21 protein-coding genes are annotated in these 23,395 nt (G+C 60.6%); 10 read left to right on the top strand and 11 right to left on the bottom strand.

From position 1 onward, the window contains the following. Window positions 1-29: 29 nt before the first annotated feature. On the top strand, window positions 30-977 hold the full coding sequence (locus PR017_RS12470; RefSeq protein WP_111218842.1) for a substrate-binding domain-containing protein: 948 nt from the start codon (window positions 30-32) through the stop codon (window positions 975-977). A 252-nt stretch (window positions 978-1,229) separates the two neighbouring features. Here the strand turns inward: PR017_RS12470 and PR017_RS12465 are convergent, their stop codons facing one another. Together PR017_RS12465 and PR017_RS12460 are read right to left on the bottom strand one after the other, a co-directional pair. Then, window positions 1,230-2,021, bottom strand: coding sequence for an aldolase (locus PR017_RS12465; RefSeq protein ID WP_111218840.1), 792 nt, complete (start codon window positions 2,019-2,021; stop codon window positions 1,230-1,232). Between the two features lie 453 nt (window positions 2,022-2,474). Next, on the bottom strand, window positions 2,475-2,825 hold the full coding sequence (locus PR017_RS12460) for a hypothetical protein (protein WP_240538944.1): 351 nt from the start codon (window positions 2,823-2,825) through the stop codon (window positions 2,475-2,477). A gap of 372 nt (window positions 2,826-3,197) precedes the next feature. Between PR017_RS12460 and PR017_RS12455 the strand changes: the two genes are divergently transcribed. Both PR017_RS12455 and PR017_RS12450 read left to right on the top strand, forming a co-directional pair. Further along, window positions 3,198-4,250, top strand: coding sequence for a sugar phosphate isomerase/epimerase family protein (locus PR017_RS12455; RefSeq protein WP_111218838.1), 1,053 nt, complete (start codon window positions 3,198-3,200; stop codon window positions 4,248-4,250). Between the two features lie 153 nt (window positions 4,251-4,403). Further along, complete coding sequence (locus PR017_RS12450) at window positions 4,404-5,591, top strand: Gfo/Idh/MocA family protein (protein ID WP_111218836.1); 1,188 nt, start codon at window positions 4,404-4,406, stop codon at window positions 5,589-5,591. A 36-nt stretch (window positions 5,592-5,627) separates the two neighbouring features. Here the strand turns inward: PR017_RS12450 and PR017_RS12445 are convergent, their stop codons facing one another. Together PR017_RS12445 and PR017_RS12440 are read right to left on the bottom strand one after the other, a co-directional pair. Further along, on the bottom strand, window positions 5,628-6,356 hold the full coding sequence (locus tag PR017_RS12445; RefSeq protein WP_111218834.1) for an esterase family protein: 729 nt from the start codon (window positions 6,354-6,356) through the stop codon (window positions 5,628-5,630). After that, complete coding sequence (locus PR017_RS12440; RefSeq protein WP_111218832.1) at window positions 6,353-7,312, bottom strand: acetylxylan esterase; 960 nt, start codon at window positions 7,310-7,312, stop codon at window positions 6,353-6,355. Before PR017_RS12440 ends, PR017_RS12445 begins: the two co-directional genes overlap by 4 nt. A gap of 464 nt (window positions 7,313-7,776) precedes the next feature. On the opposite strand from PR017_RS12440, the gene PR017_RS12435 reads away from it, so the two are divergent. The 3 genes from PR017_RS12435 (at window position 7,777) to PR017_RS12425 (ending at window position 13,194) form a co-directional block, all read left to right on the top strand. Continuing rightward, complete coding sequence (locus PR017_RS12435) at window positions 7,777-9,129, top strand: HD-GYP domain-containing protein (RefSeq protein WP_111218830.1); 1,353 nt, start codon at window positions 7,777-7,779, stop codon at window positions 9,127-9,129. Window positions 9,130-9,430: 301 nt separating this feature from the next. Further along, the gene (locus PR017_RS12430) at window positions 9,431-10,804 is read left to right on the top strand and encodes a GH1 family beta-glucosidase (protein ID WP_111218826.1); all 1,374 of its coding nucleotides are present in this window, start codon (window positions 9,431-9,433) and stop codon (window positions 10,802-10,804) included. A gap of 158 nt (window positions 10,805-10,962) precedes the next feature. Further along, complete coding sequence (locus PR017_RS12425; RefSeq protein ID WP_111218824.1) at window positions 10,963-13,194, top strand: bifunctional diguanylate cyclase/phosphodiesterase; 2,232 nt, start codon at window positions 10,963-10,965, stop codon at window positions 13,192-13,194. A gap of 27 nt (window positions 13,195-13,221) precedes the next feature. Here PR017_RS12425 and trhO read toward each other — a convergent pair whose 3' ends face one another. Both trhO and PR017_RS12415 read right to left on the bottom strand, forming a co-directional pair. Then, window positions 13,222-14,160, bottom strand: coding sequence for an oxygen-dependent tRNA uridine(34) hydroxylase TrhO (gene trhO, locus PR017_RS12420; RefSeq protein WP_111219023.1), 939 nt, complete (start codon window positions 14,158-14,160; stop codon window positions 13,222-13,224). Window positions 14,161-14,253: 93 nt separating this feature from the next. Continuing rightward, window positions 14,254-14,712, bottom strand: a complete 459-nt coding sequence (locus PR017_RS12415) for a CYTH domain-containing protein (protein WP_111218822.1) — start codon at window positions 14,710-14,712, stop codon at window positions 14,254-14,256. A gap of 158 nt (window positions 14,713-14,870) precedes the next feature. Between PR017_RS12415 and PR017_RS12410 the strand changes: the two genes are divergently transcribed. Next, window positions 14,871-15,509, top strand: a complete 639-nt coding sequence (locus PR017_RS12410; RefSeq protein WP_111218820.1) for a 2-dehydro-3-deoxy-phosphogluconate aldolase — start codon at window positions 14,871-14,873, stop codon at window positions 15,507-15,509. A 99-nt stretch (window positions 15,510-15,608) separates the two neighbouring features. After that, window positions 15,609-15,824: a hypothetical protein gene (locus PR017_RS12405; RefSeq protein ID WP_111218818.1), complete on the top strand. Its 216-nt coding sequence runs from the start codon at window positions 15,609-15,611 to the stop codon at window positions 15,822-15,824. A gap of 3 nt (window positions 15,825-15,827) precedes the next feature. On the opposite strand, the gene PR017_RS12400 is transcribed toward PR017_RS12405, so the two are convergent. The 3 genes from PR017_RS12400 to PR017_RS12390 form a co-directional block, all read right to left on the bottom strand. Next, window positions 15,828-16,907, bottom strand: coding sequence for a nickel/cobalt transporter (locus tag PR017_RS12400; RefSeq protein ID WP_111218816.1), 1,080 nt, complete (start codon window positions 16,905-16,907; stop codon window positions 15,828-15,830). Then, entirely contained in the window at window positions 16,901-17,545 is a 645-nt protein-coding gene (locus PR017_RS12395) for a DUF1007 family protein (RefSeq protein ID WP_111218814.1), read from the bottom strand. The genes PR017_RS12400 and PR017_RS12395 overlap by 7 nt, the downstream gene beginning before the upstream one ends. Window positions 17,546-17,634: 89 nt before the next feature. Next, window positions 17,635-18,528, bottom strand: coding sequence for a LysR family transcriptional regulator (locus PR017_RS12390; RefSeq protein ID WP_111218812.1), 894 nt, complete (start codon window positions 18,526-18,528; stop codon window positions 17,635-17,637). 643 nt (window positions 18,529-19,171) lie between these two features. Here PR017_RS12390 and odc2 point away from each other — a divergent pair. Next, window positions 19,172-20,305 carry an ornithine/lysine decarboxylase gene (gene odc2 / locus PR017_RS12385; RefSeq protein ID WP_111218810.1) on the top strand — a complete coding sequence of 378 codons (1,134 nt, stop codon included), beginning with the start codon at window positions 19,172-19,174 and terminating at the stop codon, window positions 20,303-20,305. Window positions 20,306-20,398: 93 nt separating this feature from the next. Next, window positions 20,399-20,989, top strand: coding sequence for a GNAT family N-acetyltransferase (locus tag PR017_RS12380; protein WP_111218808.1), 591 nt, complete (start codon window positions 20,399-20,401; stop codon window positions 20,987-20,989). A gap of 233 nt (window positions 20,990-21,222) precedes the next feature. Here PR017_RS12380 and PR017_RS12375 read toward each other — a convergent pair whose 3' ends face one another. Together PR017_RS12375 and PR017_RS12370 are read right to left on the bottom strand one after the other, a co-directional pair. Then, window positions 21,223-22,212 carry a WD40 repeat domain-containing protein gene (locus tag PR017_RS12375; RefSeq protein WP_111218806.1) on the bottom strand — a complete coding sequence of 330 codons (990 nt, stop codon included), beginning with the start codon at window positions 22,210-22,212 and terminating at the stop codon, window positions 21,223-21,225. Next, window positions 22,212-23,330, bottom strand: a complete 1,119-nt coding sequence (locus tag PR017_RS12370; RefSeq protein ID WP_111218804.1) for a CobW family GTP-binding protein — start codon at window positions 23,328-23,330, stop codon at window positions 22,212-22,214. The genes PR017_RS12375 and PR017_RS12370 overlap by 1 nt, the downstream gene beginning before the upstream one ends. Between the last annotated feature and the right edge of the window lie 65 nt (window positions 23,331-23,395).

Raw genomic sequence — 23,395 nt, 5'->3', positions numbered from 1 at the left:
CCCCGATACTCTCTGGGAGGAGAACAGATATGCGTAAAATCCTGTTGGCGACGACTGTCGCCCTTGCCGCGCTGGTGAGTGCTGCCCATGCGGAAGACAAGAAAGTCACCATCGGCGTGTCTATCCCTGCCGCCGACCATGGCTGGACGTCCGGTGTGGTATTCCATGCCAACCGTGTCGCCAAGTTGCTGATGGCACAACATCCGGGCCTCAACATCATCGTCAAGACCTCGGCTGATCCGGCAAGCCAGGCCAATGCCGTGCAGGACCTGTCGACGCAGGGCATCGATGCCCTCGTCATCCTGCCATCCGATCCGGATCCGCTAGTCAACGCCATGCAGGAGGTCAAGGACAAGGGCAAGTTCGTCGCCATCGTCGACCGCGCGCCCAGCGTCAACGACCATACGATCCGCGACCTCTATGTTGCCGGCAACAATCCGGCGCTCGGCCAGACTGCCGGCGAATATATCAAGGCCAACACTCCGGATGCTGAGGTCGTCGTCATCCGCGGCCTGCCGATCCCGATCGACCAGCAGCGCCAGGACGGCTTCGACAAGGGCATTGCCGGCTCCAACGTCAAGGTGCTCGACCGCCAGTACGGCAACTGGAACCGCGACGATGCCTTCAAAGTGATGCAGGACTTCCTGACCAAGTATAAGAAGATCGACGTAGTCTGGTGCCAGGACGACGACATGGCCGTCGGCGTGCTGCAGGCCATCGACCAGGCCAAGCGCACGGATATCAAATACGTGATCGCCGGTGCCGGCTCGAAGGATATGATCAAGAAGGTCATGGACGGCGACAAGATGATCCCCGTCGACGTGCTCTATCCGCCGGCCATGGTCGGAACGGCGCTGGAACTTACGGTCGCCAACTTCTACGGCCAGGTTCCGGTGCGCGGCACCTATCTGGTCGATGCGACGCTGGTGACGAAGGAGAATGCCAAGGATTTCTATTTCCCGGATTCGCCTTTCTAAGGTCATTGTCCACAAGTGAGTGGTGAGGGGGGAGACCCCCTCATCCGCCCTTCGGGCCCCTTCTTCCCCTCGGGGAGAAGGGGAAGGGCAATTTCTCTCGCGGAACCGGGTTGCTATTTAATCAGCCGGTGGCTGACGGCAATTTACGCGACCTGCGCAGGTCTCCCCTCCTCCCATCGGGAAGAAGGTCCCCCGAAGGGCCGGATGAGGGGACCGCACCACAGAAGAAATCTCATCTCAGCAGCGCGGTTATTAATTCCGATATTCCGGCTCTTGCCTGTCCAGCACGCGCCGCAGGCTTTCCAGATGCATCCGGGCGCTTTCCGGGTCGCCCTCGCGCATCTGGCGGGCGGCGGCAGAGGCGACTTCGGCGGGGACGGCAAGCAGACGGCGGCCGGTGCTCATGGCCTTCAACTGCACCTCGGCGGCGCGCTCCAGATAATAGAGATCGTCCCAGGCTTCGGCGATGTTCGGCGCGCAGACCATGACGCCGTGGTTCTTCATGAATAATATGTCGTTATCGCCAAGGGTCGCGGCAATGCGGTCGCCCTCACGCTCATCAAGCGCCAGGCCGTTGTAGTGCTCGTCGATGCCGGTGCGGCCATAGAATTTCAGCGAGGTCTGGCCAGCCCAGACCAGCGGTTCGCCTTCGACCATGCTGAGCGCGGTGGCATTCGGCATATGGGTGTGGAAGGCAGCGCCAACGCGCGGCAGCATCTTGTGCAGGCGGGCGTGAATGAAGAACGCCGTCGCCTCCGGCACACCGTCACCGGCGACCACGTGGCCGTCGAAGTCGCAGATCAGCAGCGACGAGGCGGTTGCCTCCTGGAAGGCCCAGCCCAGCCGGTTGACGAGGAACAGGTCCGAGTGACCGGGCACCAGCGCCGAGAAATGGTTGCAGATGCCTTCCTCAAGGCCCAGCCGCGCGGCGCTCCGAAGGCAAGCCGCGAGATCGACGCGTGCCTCCCAGATTTCCGGCGTTTCCAGCGACGCGTTCCGCAGGATAGCCGGGGTGCCGGGAGGAACATTGAGTTCGTGTGCCATCTCTGTGATCTCCTGAAAGCAAAATCCAGCCTGTAGCCCTAAGGAGGACAGGAGACTTGTCAAGTATCGTGGAATTGCCTCGGCCAGTCGCGTGCAGCCATCGCCGCGATCCACCCAGATCGACCCAAAGCCAACTCCGGAGGTCTATATAGCGTCAGGATGTGAGGCGCGGCAAATATGCACACGATCCCAATTGGGGGGGGCAGGTTCCCCGCGGTTTGGTGGAAAAATCGCGTTGATGGCCTGTAGGTGCCGAGGATGCTCTATAGGTCCGGTGAATAACGGCGACCCACTGCGGAAGATGCGACGCTGACGACTAAGGGTAACGCCAAGATAACTTGGTTCCCACCTTCGCGTAGCTGATCAGGTTCAAGTGGGTGTAGGTGCTGCAACGACCGAATGGCAGACTACGGGGGTTGGTAGTGGCGACAGGCATCGTCACTACCACTATGTTTAGAATGTTGCTGAGATGCTAACCCCAATGCCGACGCTAATACCGAGCGACGACACGGTTCCCGCAGGTAAGCATGGTGCATAGCCTATAACTCTGACCATTGGTTTCGCATCGACGAGAGCCGGAGTAGCCCAAGCCAGTTCCATTGCAAGCCCGCCAATCAGGCTTTCCCAGCCGACAATGGATGTGCTTGTTGCAGCACTCGCTACCGTAGTCGATACGGCTTTGGAAAGTGCGTCGGCGACGACGATGGCGAGGCCTTGACTAACCGCGCCAAGAAACAGTTTTGCGGCATCCTCCGGGGACTTTGCAGCAGACATTAAGTTAACGGATGTTGTGTTGAGTTGCATGATTATTACCTCAGGTTGCGACAAGGCATATAAACACGTTTTTCTAATTGCATCTATAGGCTTTAATTTTATTTAATACATCTTTTACGAGTTCGTGATTGCATCCTGTTGTTGAGTGGTCAGCCAGAGGCCCTGGAGTGACCGAAGTCATAGGTGGCACAGTCAAAATTCTGTCGTACCCTCAGTCGTGCATCCATAAATGCGGTACGTACCTCTTGCGTATGTCGGACGCCCGTGATTAGTTCGATGCACGTTGACTTCTGGCCATAAGGCTGGAGTCTCTGCGGTGGGTTGAGGAGCCCTCTGCGTGCCCAGGGCGCAGCAGGACCGCATTGGAAACGTTTACGGTATCTGTTCAGGGAGGAATCTGACATGAAGACCATCAAGGGGCCCGGCCTCTTTCTCGGCCAGTTCGCAGGCGATGCCGCACCTTTCAATTCGTGGGACTCGATCACCAAATGGGCGGCCGATGTAGGCTATGTCGGTGTGCAGGTGCCGACCTGGGCCGGACAGCTGATCGACCTCAAGAAGGCTGCCAGCTCGAAGGATTATTGCGACGAATTTGCCGGCTTGGCGCGCCAGAATGGTGTCGAGGTAACGGAGCTCTCGACCCATCTGCAGGGCCAGCTGGTGGCGGTGCATCCTGCCTATGACGAGGCTTTCGACGGATTCGCGGCGCCGGAGGTGCGTGGCAATCCGAAAGCACGGCAGGAGTGGGCGGTCGAGCAGGTGAAAATGGCGCTGACGGCGTCGAAGCACCTCGGCATCTCGGCGCATGCGACCTTTTCCGGGGCTTTGGCCTGGCCCTATATGTATCCATGGCCGCAGCGACCGGCGGGTCTCGTCGAGACGGCATTCGAGGAGCTTGCCAAGCGCTGGACGCCGATCCTCGACCATGCCGAGGAAAACGGCGTTGACGTTTGCTACGAGATCCATCCGGGCGAAGACCTGCATGACGGCGTCACCTTCGAGATGTTCCTGGAGCGGGTGAACAACCATCCCCGCGCCAATATGCTCTACGATCCCTCGCACTATATCCTGCAGTGCCTGGATTATCTCGACAACATCGACATCTACAAAGACCGTATCAAGATGTTCCACGTCAAGGATGCCGAGTTTAACCCGACCGGCCGCCAAGGCGTCTATGGCGGCTACCAGAGCTGGGTCAATCGCGCCGGCCGCTTCCGCTCGCCGGGCGACGGGCAGGTGGATTTCGGCGCGGTGTTTTCCAAGATGACCGCCAACGATTTCGACGGCTGGGCTGTCGTCGAATGGGAATGCGCGCTGAAGCATCCCGAAGACGGCGCGCGGGAAGGCGCCGAGTTCGTCAAGGCGCACATTATCCGTGTCACCGAGCACGCCTTCGACGATTTTGCCGCCGGCGGCACCGACGATGCGGCAAACCGGCGGATGCTGGGGCTTTAGTCCATTTCCCCTTCTCCCCAGCGGGGAGAAGGTGGCCCGTAGGGCCGGATGAGGGCGCACGAGGCGTTCGCGTCGCCCACCCCCTCATCTGTCCTTCGGACATATTCTCCCCGCTGGGGAGAAGAGAAAACAGATATTTTCCAGGAGAAACCCATGGCAATCGAAGGTTCAAAGCAACAGGCCCGTGCACCGCGCATCCGGCTCGGCATGGTCGGCGGCGGGGCGGGGGCGTTCATCGGCGCGGTTCACCGGATCGCTGCCCGCATCGACGACCAGTTCGAACTGTTGGCCGGCGCCCTGTCGTCGACGCCGGAAAAGGCGATGGCCTCCGGGCTCGATCTCGGTCTTGAGCCATCCCGGACTTATGGCAGCTACCGCGAGATGGCGATCCGCGAGGCAAAGCTGAAGAACGGCATCGAGGCGGTGTCGATCGTGACACCCAACCATGTCCATTACGACGCCGCCAAGGAATTCCTGCGGCGCGGCATTCACGTCATCTGCGACAAGCCGCTGACCTCCAATCTTGCCGACGCAAAGAAGCTGAAGAAGATCGCCGACGAGAGCGGTGCGCTGTTCGTGCTGACCCACAACTACACCGGCTATCCGATGGTCCGGCAGGCAAGGGAAATGGTCGCGAATGGCGAACTTGGCGATATCCGCGTCGTACAGGCCGAATATCCGCAGGACTGGCTGACCGAGGCGGTCGAGCAAACCGGCGCAAAGCAGGCCGTTTGGCGCACCGACCCGGCACAGTCAGGGGCCGGTGGCTCGACCGGCGATATCGGCACACACGCCTACAATCTCGCCTGCTTCGTCTCGGGGCTGGAGCTCGACAGCCTGGCAGCCGATCTCGATAGCTTCGTCGACGGTCGTCCGCTCGACGACAATGCCCATGTGATGCTGCGCTTCAAGGCCAAGGGGGCGGAAAAGCCGGCCAAGGGCATGCTGTGGTGCAGCCAGGTGGCGCCGGGCCATGAGAACGGGCTGAAGATCCGGGTCTACGGCACCAAGGGCGGGCTTGAATGGGTACAGGCGGACCCAAACTATCTCTGGTTTACGCCGTTCGGCAGCGAAAAGCGGCTGATCACCCGCAACGGTGCTGGCTCCGGTCCGGCTGCTGCGCGCGTCTCGCGCATTCCGGCTGGCCATCCCGAGGGCTATCTCGAAGCCTTCGCGACGATCTACACCGAGGCTGCTCACGCCATCAATGCCGCGAAGGCTGGCAAGGCTGTCGATGAAAATGTCGTCTATCCGACGGTTGACGACGGCGTGAAGGGTGTTGCCTTCGTCGATGCTTGCGTTGCCTCGTCGAAGCGAAACGGTGCCTGGGTCAAGCTCTGAGGCTAGCCAGAGGTTGAAGAGGGTGGCGACCGTCTTTCAGATATAAAGCGCCGCCATCTTTCGCCAGGCGCTTCCCCGGTGGGCGCGGCCATCCCAGAGGTGAAGCTGGTGGCCGACCTGCTTGTCTGCCAGAACGTGGCTGAGCAGACGGTTGTTGTCGAGGAACGGATCATCCTTGCCGATCGTCAGCACGATCTCGACCTGACGCAGCTTGTCCAGCCGCCAGTCGTTGGTCATCCCGGGAAGAAAGTGCAGCGGCGTGTTGAAGTAGACCCGATCGTCATAATAGCCGTCCAGCAGATCGCCGAAAGAATCGACTTTCATGGTGAGATCGTAGCGGCCGGAGAAGGCGACGAGCTTGCGGAACAGATGCGGGTGGCGGAAGACCAGGTTGGCTGCCTGGAAGGCGCCGAGGCTGCAGCCGTGGACGATGGTGCAGCCATCCTGATTTTTTGCGGCCATCAGCGGCAGCACTTCATGCAGGATATAGTCTTCGAAGGCGGCGTGGCGGCCGATGCGCTCGGCAGGCCGTCGGTGGGCGTTGTAGAAGCTTTCGCTCGCGAGCCCCTCGATGCAGAACAGCTGCAACTGGCCGGCCTCCAGCTTGTCCGCGAGACTGGCAACGATTCCAAGAGCCTCGTATTCCCAGAACCGTCCGTCGCGCGTGGGAAACATCAGGACTTTGGCGCCGGCGTGCCCGAACACCAGCAACTCCATGTCTCGATGCAGGCGCGGGCTGTACCAGCGCAAATATTCGCGGTTCATAGGTCCTTGAAAAACTGTCTAACCTTCTCGCGCAGCACGGCTTCCTGAGCCTCGCTGCCATCATAGTCGAAATGGCCAGCATCGAGGATGAAAGTTTCATTATATTTTGGCAGCGCATTGGCGATGGCAAACTGGCAGGGCGGAGCCACCGCCGGGTCAAAAAGCGCGACGGCTGTCAGCATCGGCACGGTGATCCTCGAGGCTGCCACAGCTGCATCGAGGACGGTCAGCGTTTCCAGTACCTGCGGATGGCTGGTTGCGTAAGCTTGCACCGAATGGGCGCTACCGACGGTCGGAAATGTCAGCCATGCCCGCCTGTCGCCGAATGTCGGCACCACCAGATGGCCACGGGCGATGCGCGTGTCGAAAGGGATCGCGAGCGCGCCGATGCCGCCGCCAAAGCTGATGCCGCTATAGCCGATATGGCCCGAAAGCCAGGGGTAGAGGGCCAGCAGGGTCGAGACCCCCAGCCACAGATCATCGACGCAGCCGCCGATGATGTAGTGATCGGCGCTGTCGATATCGTAGAGCACATGGCCCGCAGCATCGGCCGGAATGGGAGGCCGTGAACTCCGCGAAAGGCCGCGAAAGCAGGGAAACAACAGGGCTGTCTCCTCGACCGGCAGGTCGTAGTCCGGCTGGTCGCGCCCGCCATAGCCATGGCCGACGACAAGGCCACGGCGAACCGGTCCGGTCCGAGGCAACAGCAGCCAGCCGCCTATCGGAAAGCCCCCTGTCGATGTGTAGGTGATATCGAGGACATGCCAGTCCGGGTGCGCCGCCTTGCTCCGCCGCAATATTGGTTTCGGATCGGCAGCGATGGCGCGGCGATAGCGGGCTTTCCAGAACGCGTCGAAACCGGGCGGCGATGGCGGTGGCCTGATTGCCAGCAGGTCTTCGATCTGCATGCCGTAGGTGGGGTCGAAGTCGAAGGGGTAAGTTGTCGGAACGCTCATGCAAACGGGTTTCCTGCGGAATGGTGGCTGATGCAAGTGTTGTCAGGTGGTGCGTCGTTGGACGTAAGGACGAGCGTACCGGGTACCAGGTCGGCGCCCGCCGATGCTATCGGTTAGTGACCCCCAGCATGCTCCGATACAGCACGTACAGCCGACGACGAAGATCAGCAGAGCGAACATACGGTTGAGCAGGCCGTTGTAAATGCTCAGCCGTGCCGATAGCCTCAAGCCGCGGACACCGCCCATAGTTACCACCGCCGGCAAATTCGGATGCAAGTCTCCAGTCGATGAGGCCGGATGCCGCATAGTTGATGCTGTCGCCAATCCGAAGGCGCGCCCCGACAGAGGCGATGATCCGACCGCATTGTGTAAGCGGAAGAGTGCCGCAATACCCGGTTCGGGCGGCGGGTTCAATTTTTGTCAATTTTCCTCTGCTAATCTGCGGCGTCGAGGAGACTGATCCGATGGCCGGCATCAACATTCGTTTGGCAGAAATTATACAGGCTCTCAGCCAGGCGCTCGATATGACGGAAGGACAGCCTCCGGGGCATTGCATCCGCTGCTGCTACATCGGCACTCTGATAGGCCGTGAAATCGGTCTGAGCGACAGCCAACTGCAGGACCTCTACTACACGCTACTCCTGAAAGATCTCGGCTGCAGCAGCAATGCGGCCAGGATATGCGAGCTTTATCTCGCCGATGACCTGAGCTTCAAGCGCGACTTCAAACTGGTCGACAGCAGTCTCGGCCAGATGCTGCGTTTTGTCATCGGTCACACTGGCATGCAGGCGGGCCTTGCGGAGCGCTTTCGCAGCATCGTCCATGTCCTTCAGAACGGCGGAGATTTTTCCACCGAACTCATCCAGACGCGCTGCCAGCGCGGCGCCGAAATTGCTCGGCAAATGCGCTTCTCGGAGAGTGTAGCACAAGGCATCATGGGTCTCGATGAGCACTGGAACGGTGGCGGCAAACCGGAGGGCATGGCCGGCGAGGACATCCCGCTTTTCTCTCGCATAGCCTTGCTGGCACAGGTGATCGATGTCTTCCAGCGCAGCGGTGGGCCACAGAATGCGTTGAAGGAAATTCGCCTGCGCAAAGGCCGCTGGTTCGATCCATCGCTGACCGACGCATTTTCTCGCGTTGCGCAAACACAAGGGTTCTGGGAGGCCCTGAACGCCGACGACATCGAGGCGTTCGTTCTGGCTGCCGAGCCCGGCCAGCAGATGATCATGGCGGACGAGGACTATCTGGACGATATCGCGGCTGGCTTTGCCAGGGTAATCGACGCCAAGAGCCCGTTTACCTCGGGTCATAGCGACCGGGTCGCGTTGTTTACAGATTTGATTGCCGAAGAGATGGGCCTCGATCTCGTCGGGCGCCGGTTGTTGAAACGCGCCGCCTTGCTCCACGATATCGGCAAGCTCGGCGTCAGCAACAGCGTACTCGACAAGCCTGGCAAGCTGGATGACAATGAGTGGACGCAGATGAGGCGCCACGCCGAACTGTCCGAGAAAATCCTCTCGAATATCGGTGCCTTTTCAGCTGCTGCGCTCGTTGGTGGAGCGCATCATGAAAGACTGGACGGCAAGGGCTATCCTCGTGGCTTGCACGCAAAGGATATTCCGATGGAAGTCCGGATCGTCTCGACGGCTGACGTGTTCGATGCGCTGACCGCAGATCGGCCCTATCGCCCTGCCATGTCCGTTGCAAAGGCGATGTCGATCCTCTGGGAAGGCGCGGGGCAATCGCATGATCCGATTTGTATCGAAGCCCTACAACGCGCGCTCTCCAAAACCGTTCTGGCGCAGGCCGTTTAGATCGGTTTCAATGCCCGCGTTGCACAGGACGTAATGGAACGGTCGTCTGCAAAGCGGACGGCGATGCCCACAATCAACCCTCTGCCACGACTCGTGCGATCTCGGGGTTGGTCCATAGGGCTCGCAGAGAGTTTAGGATCACGGCGACATCGATGAGTTCCTGGAGTACCTTGCGGGCCGGTTTTTGGGCGGCCGGCATGGGCTTGTCTGCAACGTTGCAGTTTTGACATTCATCATCTGTACAACCGGGCAGTTGCTGGTCTAAATCGTCCACCAGCAGTTCAAGAAAACGAGAATTTCCATGATCGATCCAAAAACGATGGCCGCGCGGTTTCCAGGGGATTTTACATTCGGAGTGGCGACGGCCGCCTTCCAGATCGAGGGCGCCACCAGGACCGATGGCCGCAAGGCGTCGATATGGGACGCGTTCTGCAATATGCCGGGCAGGGTTTTCCAGCGCGATAACGGCGATGTCGCCTGCGATCACTACAACCGGCTGGACGAGGATCTCGATCTTATCAAGGAGATGGGCGTCGAGGCCTATCGCTTCTCGATCGCCTGGCCGCGCATCGTGCCCGAGGGTACCGGGCCGATCAACGAGAAGGGGCTGGATTTCTACGACCGGCTGGTCGACGGTTGCAAGGCACGCGGCATCAAGACCTTCGCGACGCTTTATCATTGGGATCTGCCGCTTTCGCTAATGGGTGACGGCGGCTGGACGGCGCGCTCGACGGCCTATGCATACCAGCGCTATGCCAAGACGGTCATGGCACGACTAGGAGACCGTCTCGACTCGGTCGCTACATTCAACGAGCCTTGGTGCATCGTCTGGCTCAGCCATCTCTGGGGCATCCATGCGCCGGGCGAACGAAATATGGAAGCGGCGCTGGCTGCCATGCACCATATCAATCTTGCCCATGGGCTCGGTGTCGAGGCGATCCGCTCCGAGGCGCCGAAGGTGCCGGTCGGGCTGGTGCTCAACGCCGCATCGATCGTTTCAGGCTCGGACAGTGCAGCCGATCATGCGGCTGTAGAGCGGGCGCACCAGTTCCACAACGGCGCTTTCTTCGATCCGGTCTTCAAGGGCCAGTATCCGGAGGCCTTCGTGGCGGCGCTGGGCGATCGCATGCCCGAGATCGCCGATGGCGACATGGCGCTGATCAACCAGAAGCTCGATTGGGTCGGCATCAACTACTACAAGCCGGATCGTGTCTTCGACGACGCGGAGAAATCGGGCGACTTTCCATGGACGAAAGAGGCGCCGCCGGTCAGCGACGTCAAGACGGATATCGGCTGGGAAGTCTATGCGCCCGGCCTGAAGCTGCTGATCGAGGACCTTTACCGGCGCTACGAGATGCCGGAATGCTACATCACCGAGAACGGGGCCGCCTATAACATGGGCGTCGTGGACGGTGTAGTCGACGATCAGCCGCGGCTCGATTATTACATTGACCATCTCAATATCGTCGCTGATCTCATCAAGGACGGATATCCGATGCGCGGCTACTTCGCCTGGAGCCTGATGGATAACTTCGAGTGGGCGGAGGGCTATCGCATGCGCTTCGGCCTTGTCCATGTCGACTACGAGACGCAGGTGCGCACCGTCAAGGACAGCGGCAAATGGTTTTCCGAACTGGCGTCGCTGTTTCCAAAGGGCAACCATACCGCGATCTGATCCCCGAAATGAGGGGATGCTAACTCCTTGGAAGTGCGGTAGAAGCATAGGGAAATGCAGCAAAAGGTTGCATTATTTCTGTCCTTCAAGCGCGTTCTCAATTTCCTTAACGGTTCTTGAAGACCTGTTCTGCATATTCCGCGCTCAAGGAGTGCCGTATGGGCGCGTTTTCGAAGTTGTTTCAGCGGGATATTGGACGCGACCGTCATTCGATCGTGATGGCTGTGCTGTTTTCGTTCGCGCTCGTGGTTGCTGTCGTGACGCTGATGGTTCTGACGGCCGTCGCCCGTGTGGCCGATTATTCCAACAGGCTCGATGAGAAACGCTCCTTCCAGACAACGACTGGCGCCCTGAAGACATTCCAGACCCAACTGAAAGCAACGCTGAGCGACTATGCTGCGTGGGACGATGCGGCGAAATTCGTCTACGCGCCCAATGGCATGGATTGGGTGGCCAGCAACTTCGGTGAGATGTCGGCGAACAACCCGCTTTTTGACAGCGTGCTCGTCGTCGATGAGGGCGGAAAGCCTGTCCTGACGTACCAGAACGGCAAGCCCAGTAACGAACCTATCAAAAGCATGCTCGACCCTGCCATCTGGTCTTTGCTCGATACGGCCCTTGCTGCGCCTGCAGGTGCAGTGCCGGAAGCGGCTGGCTTTATCGACACCAGCGGCGGGTTGGCGGTTGCCGGCGTAGCGCTGGTGCGCAAAAAATCGGGCGCCGTTCCGGTCCCGGCAGGCCAGCGGCGCTACCTCGTTTTGATCCGCCACCTTGACGCCGATCAGATCAGGGTGATGGCGGATAACTATGTCATCAACGGCCTGCATCTCGTCTCGGCGGACACGGCGTCGGAAATTGCGGTGCCGGTCGTCGATCCTCTGGGCAGGACGCTCGGAAAGATGGTCTGGCAGTCGAGCATTCCCGGCGACATGAGCTACCAGCAGGCGCGGCCGCTGGTGGCCGGTGCGCTCGGGTTGGTCGGCATGTTCTTCGTGGTGCTGCTGATGCTCGGGTCGCTTGCCAACAAGCGTTTACGGGCAGAGGAAGCAGCAGCGCGCGAGGCGGCCCTGCAGGACCGGCTGTCCGGCCTGCTGAACCGGGAAGGCATGCGGGTGCATGTCGACCAGATGATCGAGCAGGCATCTCTCGATCGCAGCAACGTGCTTCTTCTCTATCTCGATCTCGACGGCTTCAAGGAGATCAACGATTCCTATGGCCATGGTACCGGCGACCAGCTTATCCGCGCCATAGCTGCCGGGCTCAAAGTCCTCGTGCCGAAAAACGCAATTCTCGCGCGGCTTGGCGGCGATGAGTTTGCTGTTGCCTTCCCCGGCGAAGACCTGAGTGACGGCCCAGCACTTGGCCTTGCCGAACAGGTGCTCGATTTCCTGTCGGAACCGCTCGAAATCGGTCGCCGCGTCATCGTGGTCGGCGCCAGCATCGGCATCGCCATGTCCCCGGAAGGTCGTGTCGGTCGCGAGGAAATGGTGCGTCGCGCCGATCTCGCGATGTACAAGGCCAAGGAAGCAGGCCGCTCCCGCATGATGTGCTACGACAGCGACATGGACACCGATCGCGAAGGTCGCAATGCCATGGAGCTCGATCTGCGTGCTGCGATCGAAGGGGAAACCCTCGGTGTGGTCTACCAGCCGCTGGTCGATGCGGCGACGCATGCGATGATCGGGGTCGAAGCGCTGGTGCGCTGGGATCGCCCCGGCTACGGGCCGATATCCCCTGAAGTTTTTATCCCGGTGGCCGAAACCAGCGGCCTGATCGAGGGGCTGGGGCTGCTGGTTCTCCGGCGGGCCTGCGAGGCGGCCGTCGCCTGGCCAGGCATGCGTATCGCGGTCAACGTTTCGCCGAGCCAGTTCCGCAATCCGGCCTTCGCCGACTATGTGCGCTATGTACTAAAGCAGACGGAGATCGATCCCGAGCGCGTGACGCTGGAGATCACCGAAGGCTACATCATCCAGAACCCGAAGCGAATACGCGTGGCAATCGAGCGTCTGAAGGCGCTCGGCGTCAAGGTGGCGCTCGACGATTTCGGATCGGGGTTCTCATCGATAGGCTATCTCCGCCAGTTCGGCTTTGACCGCATCAAGATCGACAAATCGCTGACCATGGGCGTGCTGGAAGGCAAGAGCGCCCGCGACATGCTGCAGGCAACGGTTGCACTCGCCCGATCGCTGGATATCCCGGTGACCGCCGAGGGGATCGAGACCGAGGAGCAGGGGATCGCGGTGCGGCTATTCGGCTGCGACGAGTTGCAGGGATATTTCCACGGCAAGCCGATGCCGGCCGCCGATATCACCAAGCGTTATCAGGCTGAACTCCGCGATGCTGAGGACAACGGGCAACGGATCGCCGTTTCGGGACGATATCCGGCGTAGCGCATCCACGCACTGTTGCTCGAAACTCTAGCCTCTGTGGGCGCGGCCGGTCTTGCGGGCAAGCTCTATCTGGCGCTGCCGTTCGCGGAACCGTTCCCGGTCGCTCTCGCTTCTGACATCGTAGCACTGGCTGCAGGAGACGCCGGCCTCGTAGTAGGGCGAGGTGACCTCTTCGGCGGTGATCGGCGTGCGGCAGGCGTGGCAAAGCCTGTGTTCGCCTTCCTTCAGCCCGTGTTCGACAGAGACGCGCTCGTCGAAGACGAAGCAGGCGCCCTCCCAGAGACTTTCTTCCTCGGGCACTTCCTCAAGATATTTGAGAATGCCGCCTTTGAGGTGATAGACCTCGTCAAAGCCCTGCTGCTTCATGAAGGCCGTCGCCTTTTCGCAACGGATGCCGCCGGTGCAGTACATGGCGATCTTCGGCTTGTTGTGCAGCCCGGTGTTCTGCCGAACCCACTCCGGAAACTCGCGAAAGGTCCTGGTCTTCGGGTCGAGGGCGCCCTTGAAGACGCCGATGGCCGTCTCATAGTCGTTGCGGGTGTCGATCAGGATGGTATCGGGGTCGGAAATCAGGCTGTTCCAGTCTTTCGGCGCGACGTAGGTGCCGACGATGCTGTTGGGGTCGATGTCCTCGACGCCCATGGTGACGATTTCCTTCTTGAGCTTCACCTTCATGCGCACGAAAGGCATCTTCGACGCGCGGCTCTCCTTGTGCTCCAGCGCGGAAAATTCCGGCAGGGCGCGCAGGAAAGCAAGAACCGTCGATACACCGGCGTCCGTGCCGGCGATGGTGCCGTTGATCCCCTCATGGGCGAGCAGCAGCGTGCCCTTGACGCCCTGTTCCTCGCACAGCCTCTGCAGCGTGTCGCGCATGGAGGCAAACCGCGAGAAATCGGCGAAATGATAGAGCGCTGCCACCAGAAAGGGGCTGACGCCTGAGGGCGTGGACGAGGTGATGTCGGTCATGCGGTCGAAATACAGCCTTGAGACCTCTGACGCAATGTCGATTTGCGACCCCTGTGGCAAAGCTTGCTCGACTGTGGGTCGATGGCGGGCATCCTAGACTTTAGAGCGCATCGCCAGCGCCTGGTTTGAATAGCGGTGCTGGCCGGTGACCTCTTCGCCAAGCCAATCCGGTAGCTCGGGGTTGTCATCCTCGTGCCCCATCTCGACCTCGGCTATCTGCAAGCCCGCATGCACACCGTCGAACACGTCGATTTCCCAGGTAAACCCCTTGTAGGGCACCTTGTGACGGGTCTTGATAATCGGCACGCCGACTGCTTTCGTCATCAATTCCTCCGCGTCGGCCAGGGGGATAGGATACTCGAATTCGTCCCGCGTCATGCGCTTGCCGATCTTGACGGTCAGCGTCGCCAGCGTGCCGTTGGCAAGCCTGATACGAACGGATCGATCCTCCATCGAGGCGATGTAGGCCTGTCGCAGTTCGATCGTCTCAGCCACGAGATCCCGCCATCCGTCATGCCGGACCAGGAATTTGCGTTCAATCTCTTTTGCCAATGGTGTCAGCCTCCCCGGGCCTCGTCCTATTTCAGACAGGCTAACCGATGTCCGCGGCATTTCCTACCCGGGCGGGCGGTTGCCCGCTTTTGTCTCGACAAGGATGTTCAGGAGGGTTATCGAAGTCTGAAATTCAATCGTTTCCTGGAGTGTCGGCGATGGGTGAAAAAACCGAAAAGCTGCTAGCCATCCTGCAATATGCACCGGTCGTGCCGGTGCTGATCGTCGACGACGTGAAGTCGGCAGTCTTGCTTGCCCGGGCATTGGTCGCCGGTGGACTGAAGGCGATCGAGATCACCATGCGCACGGCGGCAGCGCTGGATGCGGTGCGCGCCGTTGCCGACGAAGTCGAAGGCGCCGAGGTTGGCGCCGGCACGATCCTCAACGTCGCCCATTGGGAAGCGGCCGTCGAAGCCGGTTCGAAATTTATCGTCAGCCCCGGCACGACGCAGGAGTTGCTCGATGTCGCGAGACAGTCGAGCGTTCCCCTGCTGCCGGGTGCAGCGACCGCGAGCGAAGTCATGGCGCTGCGCGAAGAAGGCTATCAGGTGCTGAAGTTCTTCCCCGCCGAGCAGGCAGGCGGTGCCGGCTATCTCAAGGCGCTTTCGTCGCCGCTGGCCGGCACGATGTTCTGCCCGACGGGTGGCGTATCTCTCAAAAATGCTCGCGATTATCTGTCGTTGCCGAATGTGATCTGCGTCGGCGGGTCTTGGGTGGCGCCAAAGGAACTGATCGCTTCGGGCGACTGGGCCGGCATCACGAAGCTCGCGGCCGAAGCTGCGGCACTGCGCGGCTGATACGCGTTCGAGACTGCCGGTCCGGGTCGGACCTGCAGTTCGCCATCGATCGGCTACCGAAGCGTCACGGCGCCGTCGGCGCTTCAAGGGGTAGGCTGCTTGACCGATAAAAAGTCGGAAAACCGATCGTCAGCCATTGCTGCAGCGATCATTCTCCTCGGCGCTGGCACGGTGCTTTACCTCATGCCGGACGCGGTGTTGTGGATCGGGCAGTTTTCGCCCTGGCTGGCGACGGGTTTTGGCGCAGCCGTCATTCTTTGCTTCTTCTTGATCTTCTGGCTGCGGGCGCGGTACCAGCGACGCAACCGGTCCTGATCTCTAGGTCTGCAACGACGCGCCCAGCAGGACGATACCCGTTGCAATCACGAAGACAGCCCCGAGCAGTTCTATGCCGTTGCCCACCCAGGTGGATTTCGCCGATCCCGGGCCGGCCAGTCGCATCGCGAGCCCCTTGGCAGTAACGGCCATGATCGCCAGCATCGATACGGTGATGGCCGTGCCAAGCGACATGGCGAACACCGACAGCACGCCGCCCAGCAGCAGGCCATTGAGCATTGCGAAGGTCATGACCAGTAGGGCGCCGGAGCAGGGGCGAAGGCCAACTGCGACAATGGCCGACCAGGCTTCACGCGCGCTGAAATGCTCCGCCTTCAGAAGCAAGGGATCGGGCAGGTGCGGGCGTCCGCAATCCTCGCAGACCACCCCGGCCGTTCCAAGGGTCGGGGCATCGCAGTTGAACTGGCCGGCAGATGCCACGGTTGCGTCATTGCGCGCGAAGGCGCCGCTGTCGAACAGCGCCACGCTGACAGGGCCGGCAGGGGTCGCCATTTCCATGCGGCGCTCGGGCATCGCGCGCATCATAGAGCGCAATTTCCGAAACAGCAGCCAGCAGCCGAACAGTATGACCATAACAAAGGAGGAGATCTCCATGGCGTTGGTCGCTTCGGTCATGGTGATGCCGCTACCCCGCAGCACGAAATAGGCGGCAGCAACGACGGCAATGGCAACCACGCCCTGGACGAAGGCGGACACGAAGGAAATCGCGATGCCGCGTTTCAACTGGATCTCGTTCGCAACCATGTAGGACGAGATCACCGCCTTGCCGTGGCCGGGACCGGCAGCATGGAAAATTCCGTAGGCAAAGGATAGCCCGATCAGCGTCGAGAGTTGCCAGGGATCCTTGCGCATGGCGCCAATCGACTGGGTCAGGGCGCGGTAAAATGCCTGCTGCTGTTCGTTGACGTAGAGGAAGATAGGCGCAAGTGGACCGCCGATAGGCTGGAAGCTCGGTTCGGCGGTGCCGATGCCGAGGGGTGATCCAGTGGCGTGCGCGAAGCCGGTTGCGGCAAGGAGGAGCGCAACTGCAAGCGACGCAAAGGCAAGGCGGCGGTTCAGCATTGGGCATCGATCCGTGTTGCAAACAGTTTCGACATGGTCGTCCCGGTTGGGTCGTTGAAGAAGGCGTCGGTCAGCGATGACTTGTTCTCGGCGATGACCTCGTCCGGGTCGGGGCGCACGACCTTCGTGGTGCAGGATTTGAAGGTGCTGCCCATGGTCACCAGGTCGCCGTCTGTCGGGAAGTCGATCGAGGTGTAGAGCGTCGGGTCGTAGATGCCGAAGGAAAGGCGGTTGCCCTTCATCGGCATCGGCTCGGCTGGCGAGACCTTGAAGAACATCAACAACTGTCCGTCCTTGTAGTCGACGTGAATGACATCAGGCTTGTTCACCTTAATCGCCTTTCCGTTCAACGACATGTTCACGTAGTAATCGTAGTCGGCAAGCGAATCGCGCACGGTGGCGCCGACTGCGGTCAGTTCGTCCGGGTCGAGCTTCAGATTGGCGTTCTTGTCGAAATCCATCAGCACCGAAGACGAGAATACTTCGTCGAACCGCCAGACATTCTGTAGCTCCTTGACATTGCCATCATCGCCGGCCACCACCTCAAGCCGCGCCTGCACGAAAATATGCGGGTGGGCAAATGCTGCGGCGGGCGCCATCAACAGCATTGCGGCGAGCAGGAGGGTTGTTTTCTTCATGAGCCCTCGGCGCATCGCAGGTCATCGTTCATGGTGCAACTTCGTGAAAAAATGAGACGGAATTGGGACCGGTCCGAGTGGGCAGGGAGCTAGCCGTTCTTGCGAAACCAGTTGTGCAGGTAGTCGACGAAGATGCGTACCTTTGCCGGCAGGTAGCGCCGATGGGGGTAGACGGCGTAGATGCCGCGATCTGTCGGTATATAGTCGTTGAACAATGTCACCAGTGCGCCGCTCTCGATGCTCTTGCGGGCGATAAAGTCCGGGACGATGGCAAAACCGATGCCGACCAGCGCGGCGCGCAATGTCGCATGCGGGCTGTTGACCTCCATCGGGCCGGTAACGGGGACATTAAACCAGGTGCTGTCGGCGTTGCAGAATCGGATGCTGCCCTGCGCGCGGTTGTTGGTGTCGATGATGAAGGGGATGCGGGAAAGGTCGCTCGGATGATCGAGGGGCTGATGGCGGTCGAGAAACTCCTGCGTGGCGCAGATATGCACGCGGAAATCCGAGATTTTCCGGGCGATCATGCCGGAATCCTCGAGCTTGGTGACGCGCACGGCGACGTCGAAGCCTTCCTCGATCAGGTCCACGAAGCGGTCCTCTGCAGCGATCTCCAGCGAAAGATCCGGGTTTTCCTTGGCAAAGTCGATCAGCGACTGGCCGACATCGGCATCCATGAAGGTGCGCGGCACCGAAACCTTCAGTCGGCCTTTGAGCTGGACATTGTTTTCACGGACGAGGTCGGCGAGATTGTCGATCTCTTTCAGGATATCGGAGGCGGTGCGAAAATAGGTGTGGCCAGCTTCCGTCATGGAGAATTGCCGGGTGGTCCGGTTGAGCAGCAGCGCGCCGAGTTCGTCTTCGAGTTCCCGCACATATTTCGACAGCAGCGCCTTCGAGCGCCCGGTCTTGCGGGCGGCGGCCGAAAAACCCTCGGCTTCGACGACATCGATGAAGGCGCGTATGCGGGTGAGGGTATCCATTTTTCGCGGTAATCCTGTTCTTCGACCGGATAGACCCATGACGAATCCCGGGATGGTGTCAAGTTTTACCAAGTGTCTTCAGGTGGGTGGCGGTCTTAGAGCCACGACCCTGCTATTTCCTTCGGATAGCTTTTCGCCCTCGTCGGTAACGATTTTCGGCATCCAGTTGACGCCGCGCATTTTTTTTGACTTCAGCCAAGAAAATTCTTGATTGTTACAACGAATGTTCTTATCTCCCGGTCAGCCCAAAGTCGCACGTGCCCATGGGTGTCCGCTGGTCCTCTAATTGGTGAGGATACGGTAAGGTACCTGGAATTAACCCCTCCAGTCGCTATCTCGGCCTTCCGAGAAATGCGAGGACATCTGAAGCAACGACGGTGCGGGCCTTTTTGTTCTCTTCCGGCTTTCCATCAGCCGGGGTTACTGAAGAGGCACACCATCATTGCCGGAAGTGCGGTAGGGAAACCTCCAATCCAAGGCAGACAAAGCCGAACCTATGCCATCCTATGGCGTTGGTTCACTGATCGAGCATCGTGCGTTCGCCAAGGATCCGGGGTCTCCACCGGCTGGGTCCTAGCGCGGATTCCCGTTTGCCCTTTGTCCTCCGGTCTGACCGCCGGAGCCTGTATTGAAGGGACTAACCATGACCACTCAGCGCATCCGCGACTTTCTTGCAACCCGACGTCCCGACGGCCCTTGCCTCGTGCTGGATCTCGACGTGGTCCGCGACAATTTTCACGCTTTCCGTCACGCCATGCCGGACAGCTCTATCTATTATGCCGTCAAGGCCAATCCGGCTCCTGAAGTGTTGAAGCTTCTGGCCGGCATGGGCTCCAACTTCGATTGCGCGTCCGTCGCTGAAGTCGAAATGGCGCTCGACGCTGGTGCAACGGCTGCTCGCATCTCTTTCGGCAACACGATCAAGAAGGAACGGGACATCGCCCGTGCGCATGCACTCGGTGTCAGCCTTTTCGCCGTGGACAGCCATGAAGAAGTCGAGAAGATGGCCCGTGCCGCTCCTGGTGCCCGCGTATTCTGCCGTGTCCTGACGGATGGCGAGGGTGCCGAATGGCCGCTGTCGCGCAAGTTCGGCTGCGTTCCGCAGATGGCTGTCGACGTCCTCGTTTATGCACATCAGCTGGGCCTTGAATCCTATGGCGTGTCGTTCCACGTCGGCTCGCAGATGACCAAGGTCGATGCCTGGGACTCGGCTCTTGCCGATGCCAAGCGCGTGTTCGTTTCGCTGGGCAAGCAGGGCATCCACCTGCAGATGGTCAACATGGGCGGTGGATTTCCGACCAAGTACCTGCGCGACGTTCCTGCTGCCGAAGCCTATGGCAAGGCCATCAACCAGAGCCTGCGCGATCACTTCGGCAACCAGATCCCGAAGACGATCATCGAGCCAGGTCGCGGCATGGTCGGCAACGCCGGCGTTATCAAGGCGGAAGTCGTGCTGATCTCGAAGAAGTCGGACAATGACGAAGCCCGCTGGGTTTTCCTCGATATCGGCAAGTTCGGCGGTCTCGCCGAGACGATGGATGAAGCCATTCGCTACCCGATCCGCACCGAGCGCGACGGCGACGAAATGGAGCCTTGCATCATTGCCGGCCCGACCTGCGATTCGGCCGACGTGCTCTACGAGAAGAACCTCTATCCGCTGCCATTGTCACTGACGATCGGCGACGAGGTGTTCATCGAAGGCACCGGCGCCTATACGACGACCTATTCGGCTGTGGCATTCAACGGTTTCGACCCGCTGAAGTCCTACGTCATCTAGGTCGACTTCGCCGGCCCCGGGAAAGACCGGGGCGGCACCTTCACAATTTTCATTCACCGCCGCTCATAACGGTATTGGGTACGGGAGGCCGACATGGCCGCTGTTCTTGATTCTGTACGCGCACTCTTTGCGCCGTCCACTTTCGCAATCGATCACGAAAACGCAGGCGACGTCGTTGCCCGCGAGAACCTGCTGAACCGCGCCATGGGTGCCGGTCGTACACGGAAATCCTCGGAAAAGCTGCGTCGCGGCTGCATTCCGGCCGAAGGCCTGGCACTTGTTGCCCGCGACCGCAGCGGCCATGTCATCGGGACCGTGCGTCTCTGGAACATCGAGGCCGGTGTGAACCGCGAAACACAGGCAGTCGATGCCCTGTTGCTCGGGCCACTCGCCGTCGATTCGGACCACGAGGGCAAGGGCATTGGTGCGGCCCTGATGCGGGCTGCCATTCTCGAGGCCAAGCAGCGCGGCCATGGTGCCATCCTGCTGGTCGGCGATCCCGCCTATTACGAACGCTTCGGCTTCTTTGCCGAAAAAGCGTGCCATCTCGTCATGCCCGGCCCATTCGAGCGTCATCGTTTCCTGGCGCTGGAACTGAAGGACGCATGGCTGGAGGGCGCTGCCGGCATGCTGGTCGCCAGCGGTCGCAGGCTCACGCAGGCCAAATCGCGCCGCGCGGCCTGATCTCGGACTGACGACGCTGCATGGACAGCGTCGTCCAGCTCCCCCATGTTATGCGCGTCACAACCCGCCTCGCTCGCGGCTTCAATCTCGCGTTCGGCGGAACCTTTTTTCCATCCCTGGTGTTTGAGCTGCGGTAGCGCGTTTGATATCGACGTGCCGTTGGCTTCTGCGGGGATCGCGCAAGATAGCCGCCGGGCGCTCGATGGAGCGTCCAACTCAGCCCTTCGACGCGGCTATGCCGCTATGTCGACGACACCGCAATCGCCGGCAGCCGATGCAAAGGCCATCGTCTTGCCGGATTTGCTCCAGCTCATTGAGGTAATCCCTCCGTTGCCCGGACGGCGCAAAAGCGCCTCCTTGCCGTCGGCTACCCGCACGGCCAGAATCATGCCGTCGATGAAACCGATGGCGACGATGTCCTCGGCCGGATGGAAGCGCACGCAGGTCGCCATGATGTTGGCGCGGGTACCAAGCTCCAGCGGCGCCTTGCCCATCGGCCCGTCCTTGCCCTGGAACGGCCAGACAATGGCGGCGGGAGCGCCCGAGGACGCGAGCCACTTGCCCTTCGCGGACCAGGACAGCGACTTTACCTTGGCGGGATAGCCGGTCATGCGCATGTGGCGGGCGTCCGAGCCTGCCTTCGGGTCGAGCTTCCAGCCATGCAGCGCATTTTCCTGCATGGTCGTGACGACAAATTGGCCGTCCGGCGAGAAGGTAACGCCGTTATGGGCGCCTTTCCAATCAAGATCGACGGGGGCTCCCGACGTGCCCACCCAGTGCAACGTCACACCATTGTAGCGCGCCACGGCGACCCGCAGGCCTTTCGGCGCAAATGCGATGCCTTCGACTGTGCGTTCCTCGGAAAATTCGCGGATGCTTCCATCGGAAAGCACGACGTAGGTCGTCTTGCCGTGGGCGTAGGCGATGGCGCCCTGGGGACCCGCCGCCACCTGGGTGATCCACTTTCGCGGTGCTTCGGCAATCTGCGTTATGCCGCCATCGGAGGCGATACGCTGCACCTTGCCGCTCTCGCCACCGACGATCAGGCTTTCGCTATGGGTGTCGCGGACGCAGGTGAGCAGGCCCTGATGGGCTTCCGTCACCTTCTCGCCGCCCTCGAACCTCCGAACCGTGCCGTCGGCTGCAATGAAATAAGGAACATCGTTCAGGAACTCGACGGCCAGGACATGGCCGTCGATATCAATCGGCGCAACTGTCGGCATCAGGCGGCCGCCTGGCAGGCCTTGAAGCTGGCTTCCAGCTTCTCGCGGTCAAGTTCGCGACCGATGAAGACGAGGCGGCTTTCGTGGATTTCGCCGTCCTTCCAGGGGCGCTGGTGGTCCCCCTCGATGATCATGTGAACACCCTGGATAACATAGCGCTCGGCATCGCCCTTGAAAGCGATGATGCCCTTCAGGCGCAGGATGTTCGGGCCTTCGGTCTGGGTGATTTTCTGTATCCACGGGAAGAAGCGGTCGGCAATCATTTCGCCGCCGCGCAGAGACACCGACTGGACAGTGACGTCGTGGATCGGCGAGGGGCCGTGGTTATGATGGTCGTGGCCATGATGATCATGTCCGTGGTGGTCGTGCCCATGGTCGTGATGCCCATGATCATGGTGATCGTGATGATCGTGGCTGTGGTCGTGGTCGCAATCCGGGCCGCAGACGTGCTCGTCACCGGCAGTCAGGAAATGCGGGTCGTTTTCAAGCGCCCGTTCCAGGTTGAAGGCACCCTGGTTGAGCACGTGGGCGAGATCGACGCCGGAGCGGCTGGTCTTGTGGACGCGGGCCGCCGGGTTGATGGCGCGCACCACATCCTCAATTTGGGCAAGCTCGGCCGGCGAGACGAGATCGGTCTTGTTGATGATGACGACATCGGCGAAGGCGATCTGGTCCTCTGCCTCGCGGCTGTCCTTGAGGCGCAGCGGTAGGTGCTTGGCATCGACCAACGTGACGACGGCATCGAGTTCGGTCTTGGTGCGGACGTCGTCGTCCATGAAGAAGGTCTGGGCAACCGGAACGGGATCTGCAAGGCCAGTGGTCTCGACGATAATGCCATCGAAGCGGCCGGGGCGGCGCATCAGGCCCTCAACGACGCGGATGAGGTCGCCGCGCACCGTGCAGCAGACGCAACCATTGTTCATTTCATAGATTTCTTCGTCGGATTCGACGATCAGATCGTTGTCGATGCCAATTTCACCGAACTCGTTGACGATGACGGCGTATTTCTTGCCGTGGCTTTCCGACAGGATGCGGTTCAGCAACGTCGTCTTGCCGGCGCCGAGATAGCCGGTCAACACGGTGACGGGGATTGGCTTAAGAGCGACTGGTTCGGTCATGGGAGCCTCGAGAACTGGAGGGGGCCGCAAGGGCGGAAATGGGGTCGGTCACCATATAAGGATAC

This window comes from Rhizobium tumorigenes (assembly GCF_003240565.2).
GTDB lineage: Bacteria > Pseudomonadota > Alphaproteobacteria > Rhizobiales > Rhizobiaceae > Rhizobium > Rhizobium tumorigenes.
This window is presented reverse-complemented; position numbering and strand designations above follow the sequence as displayed.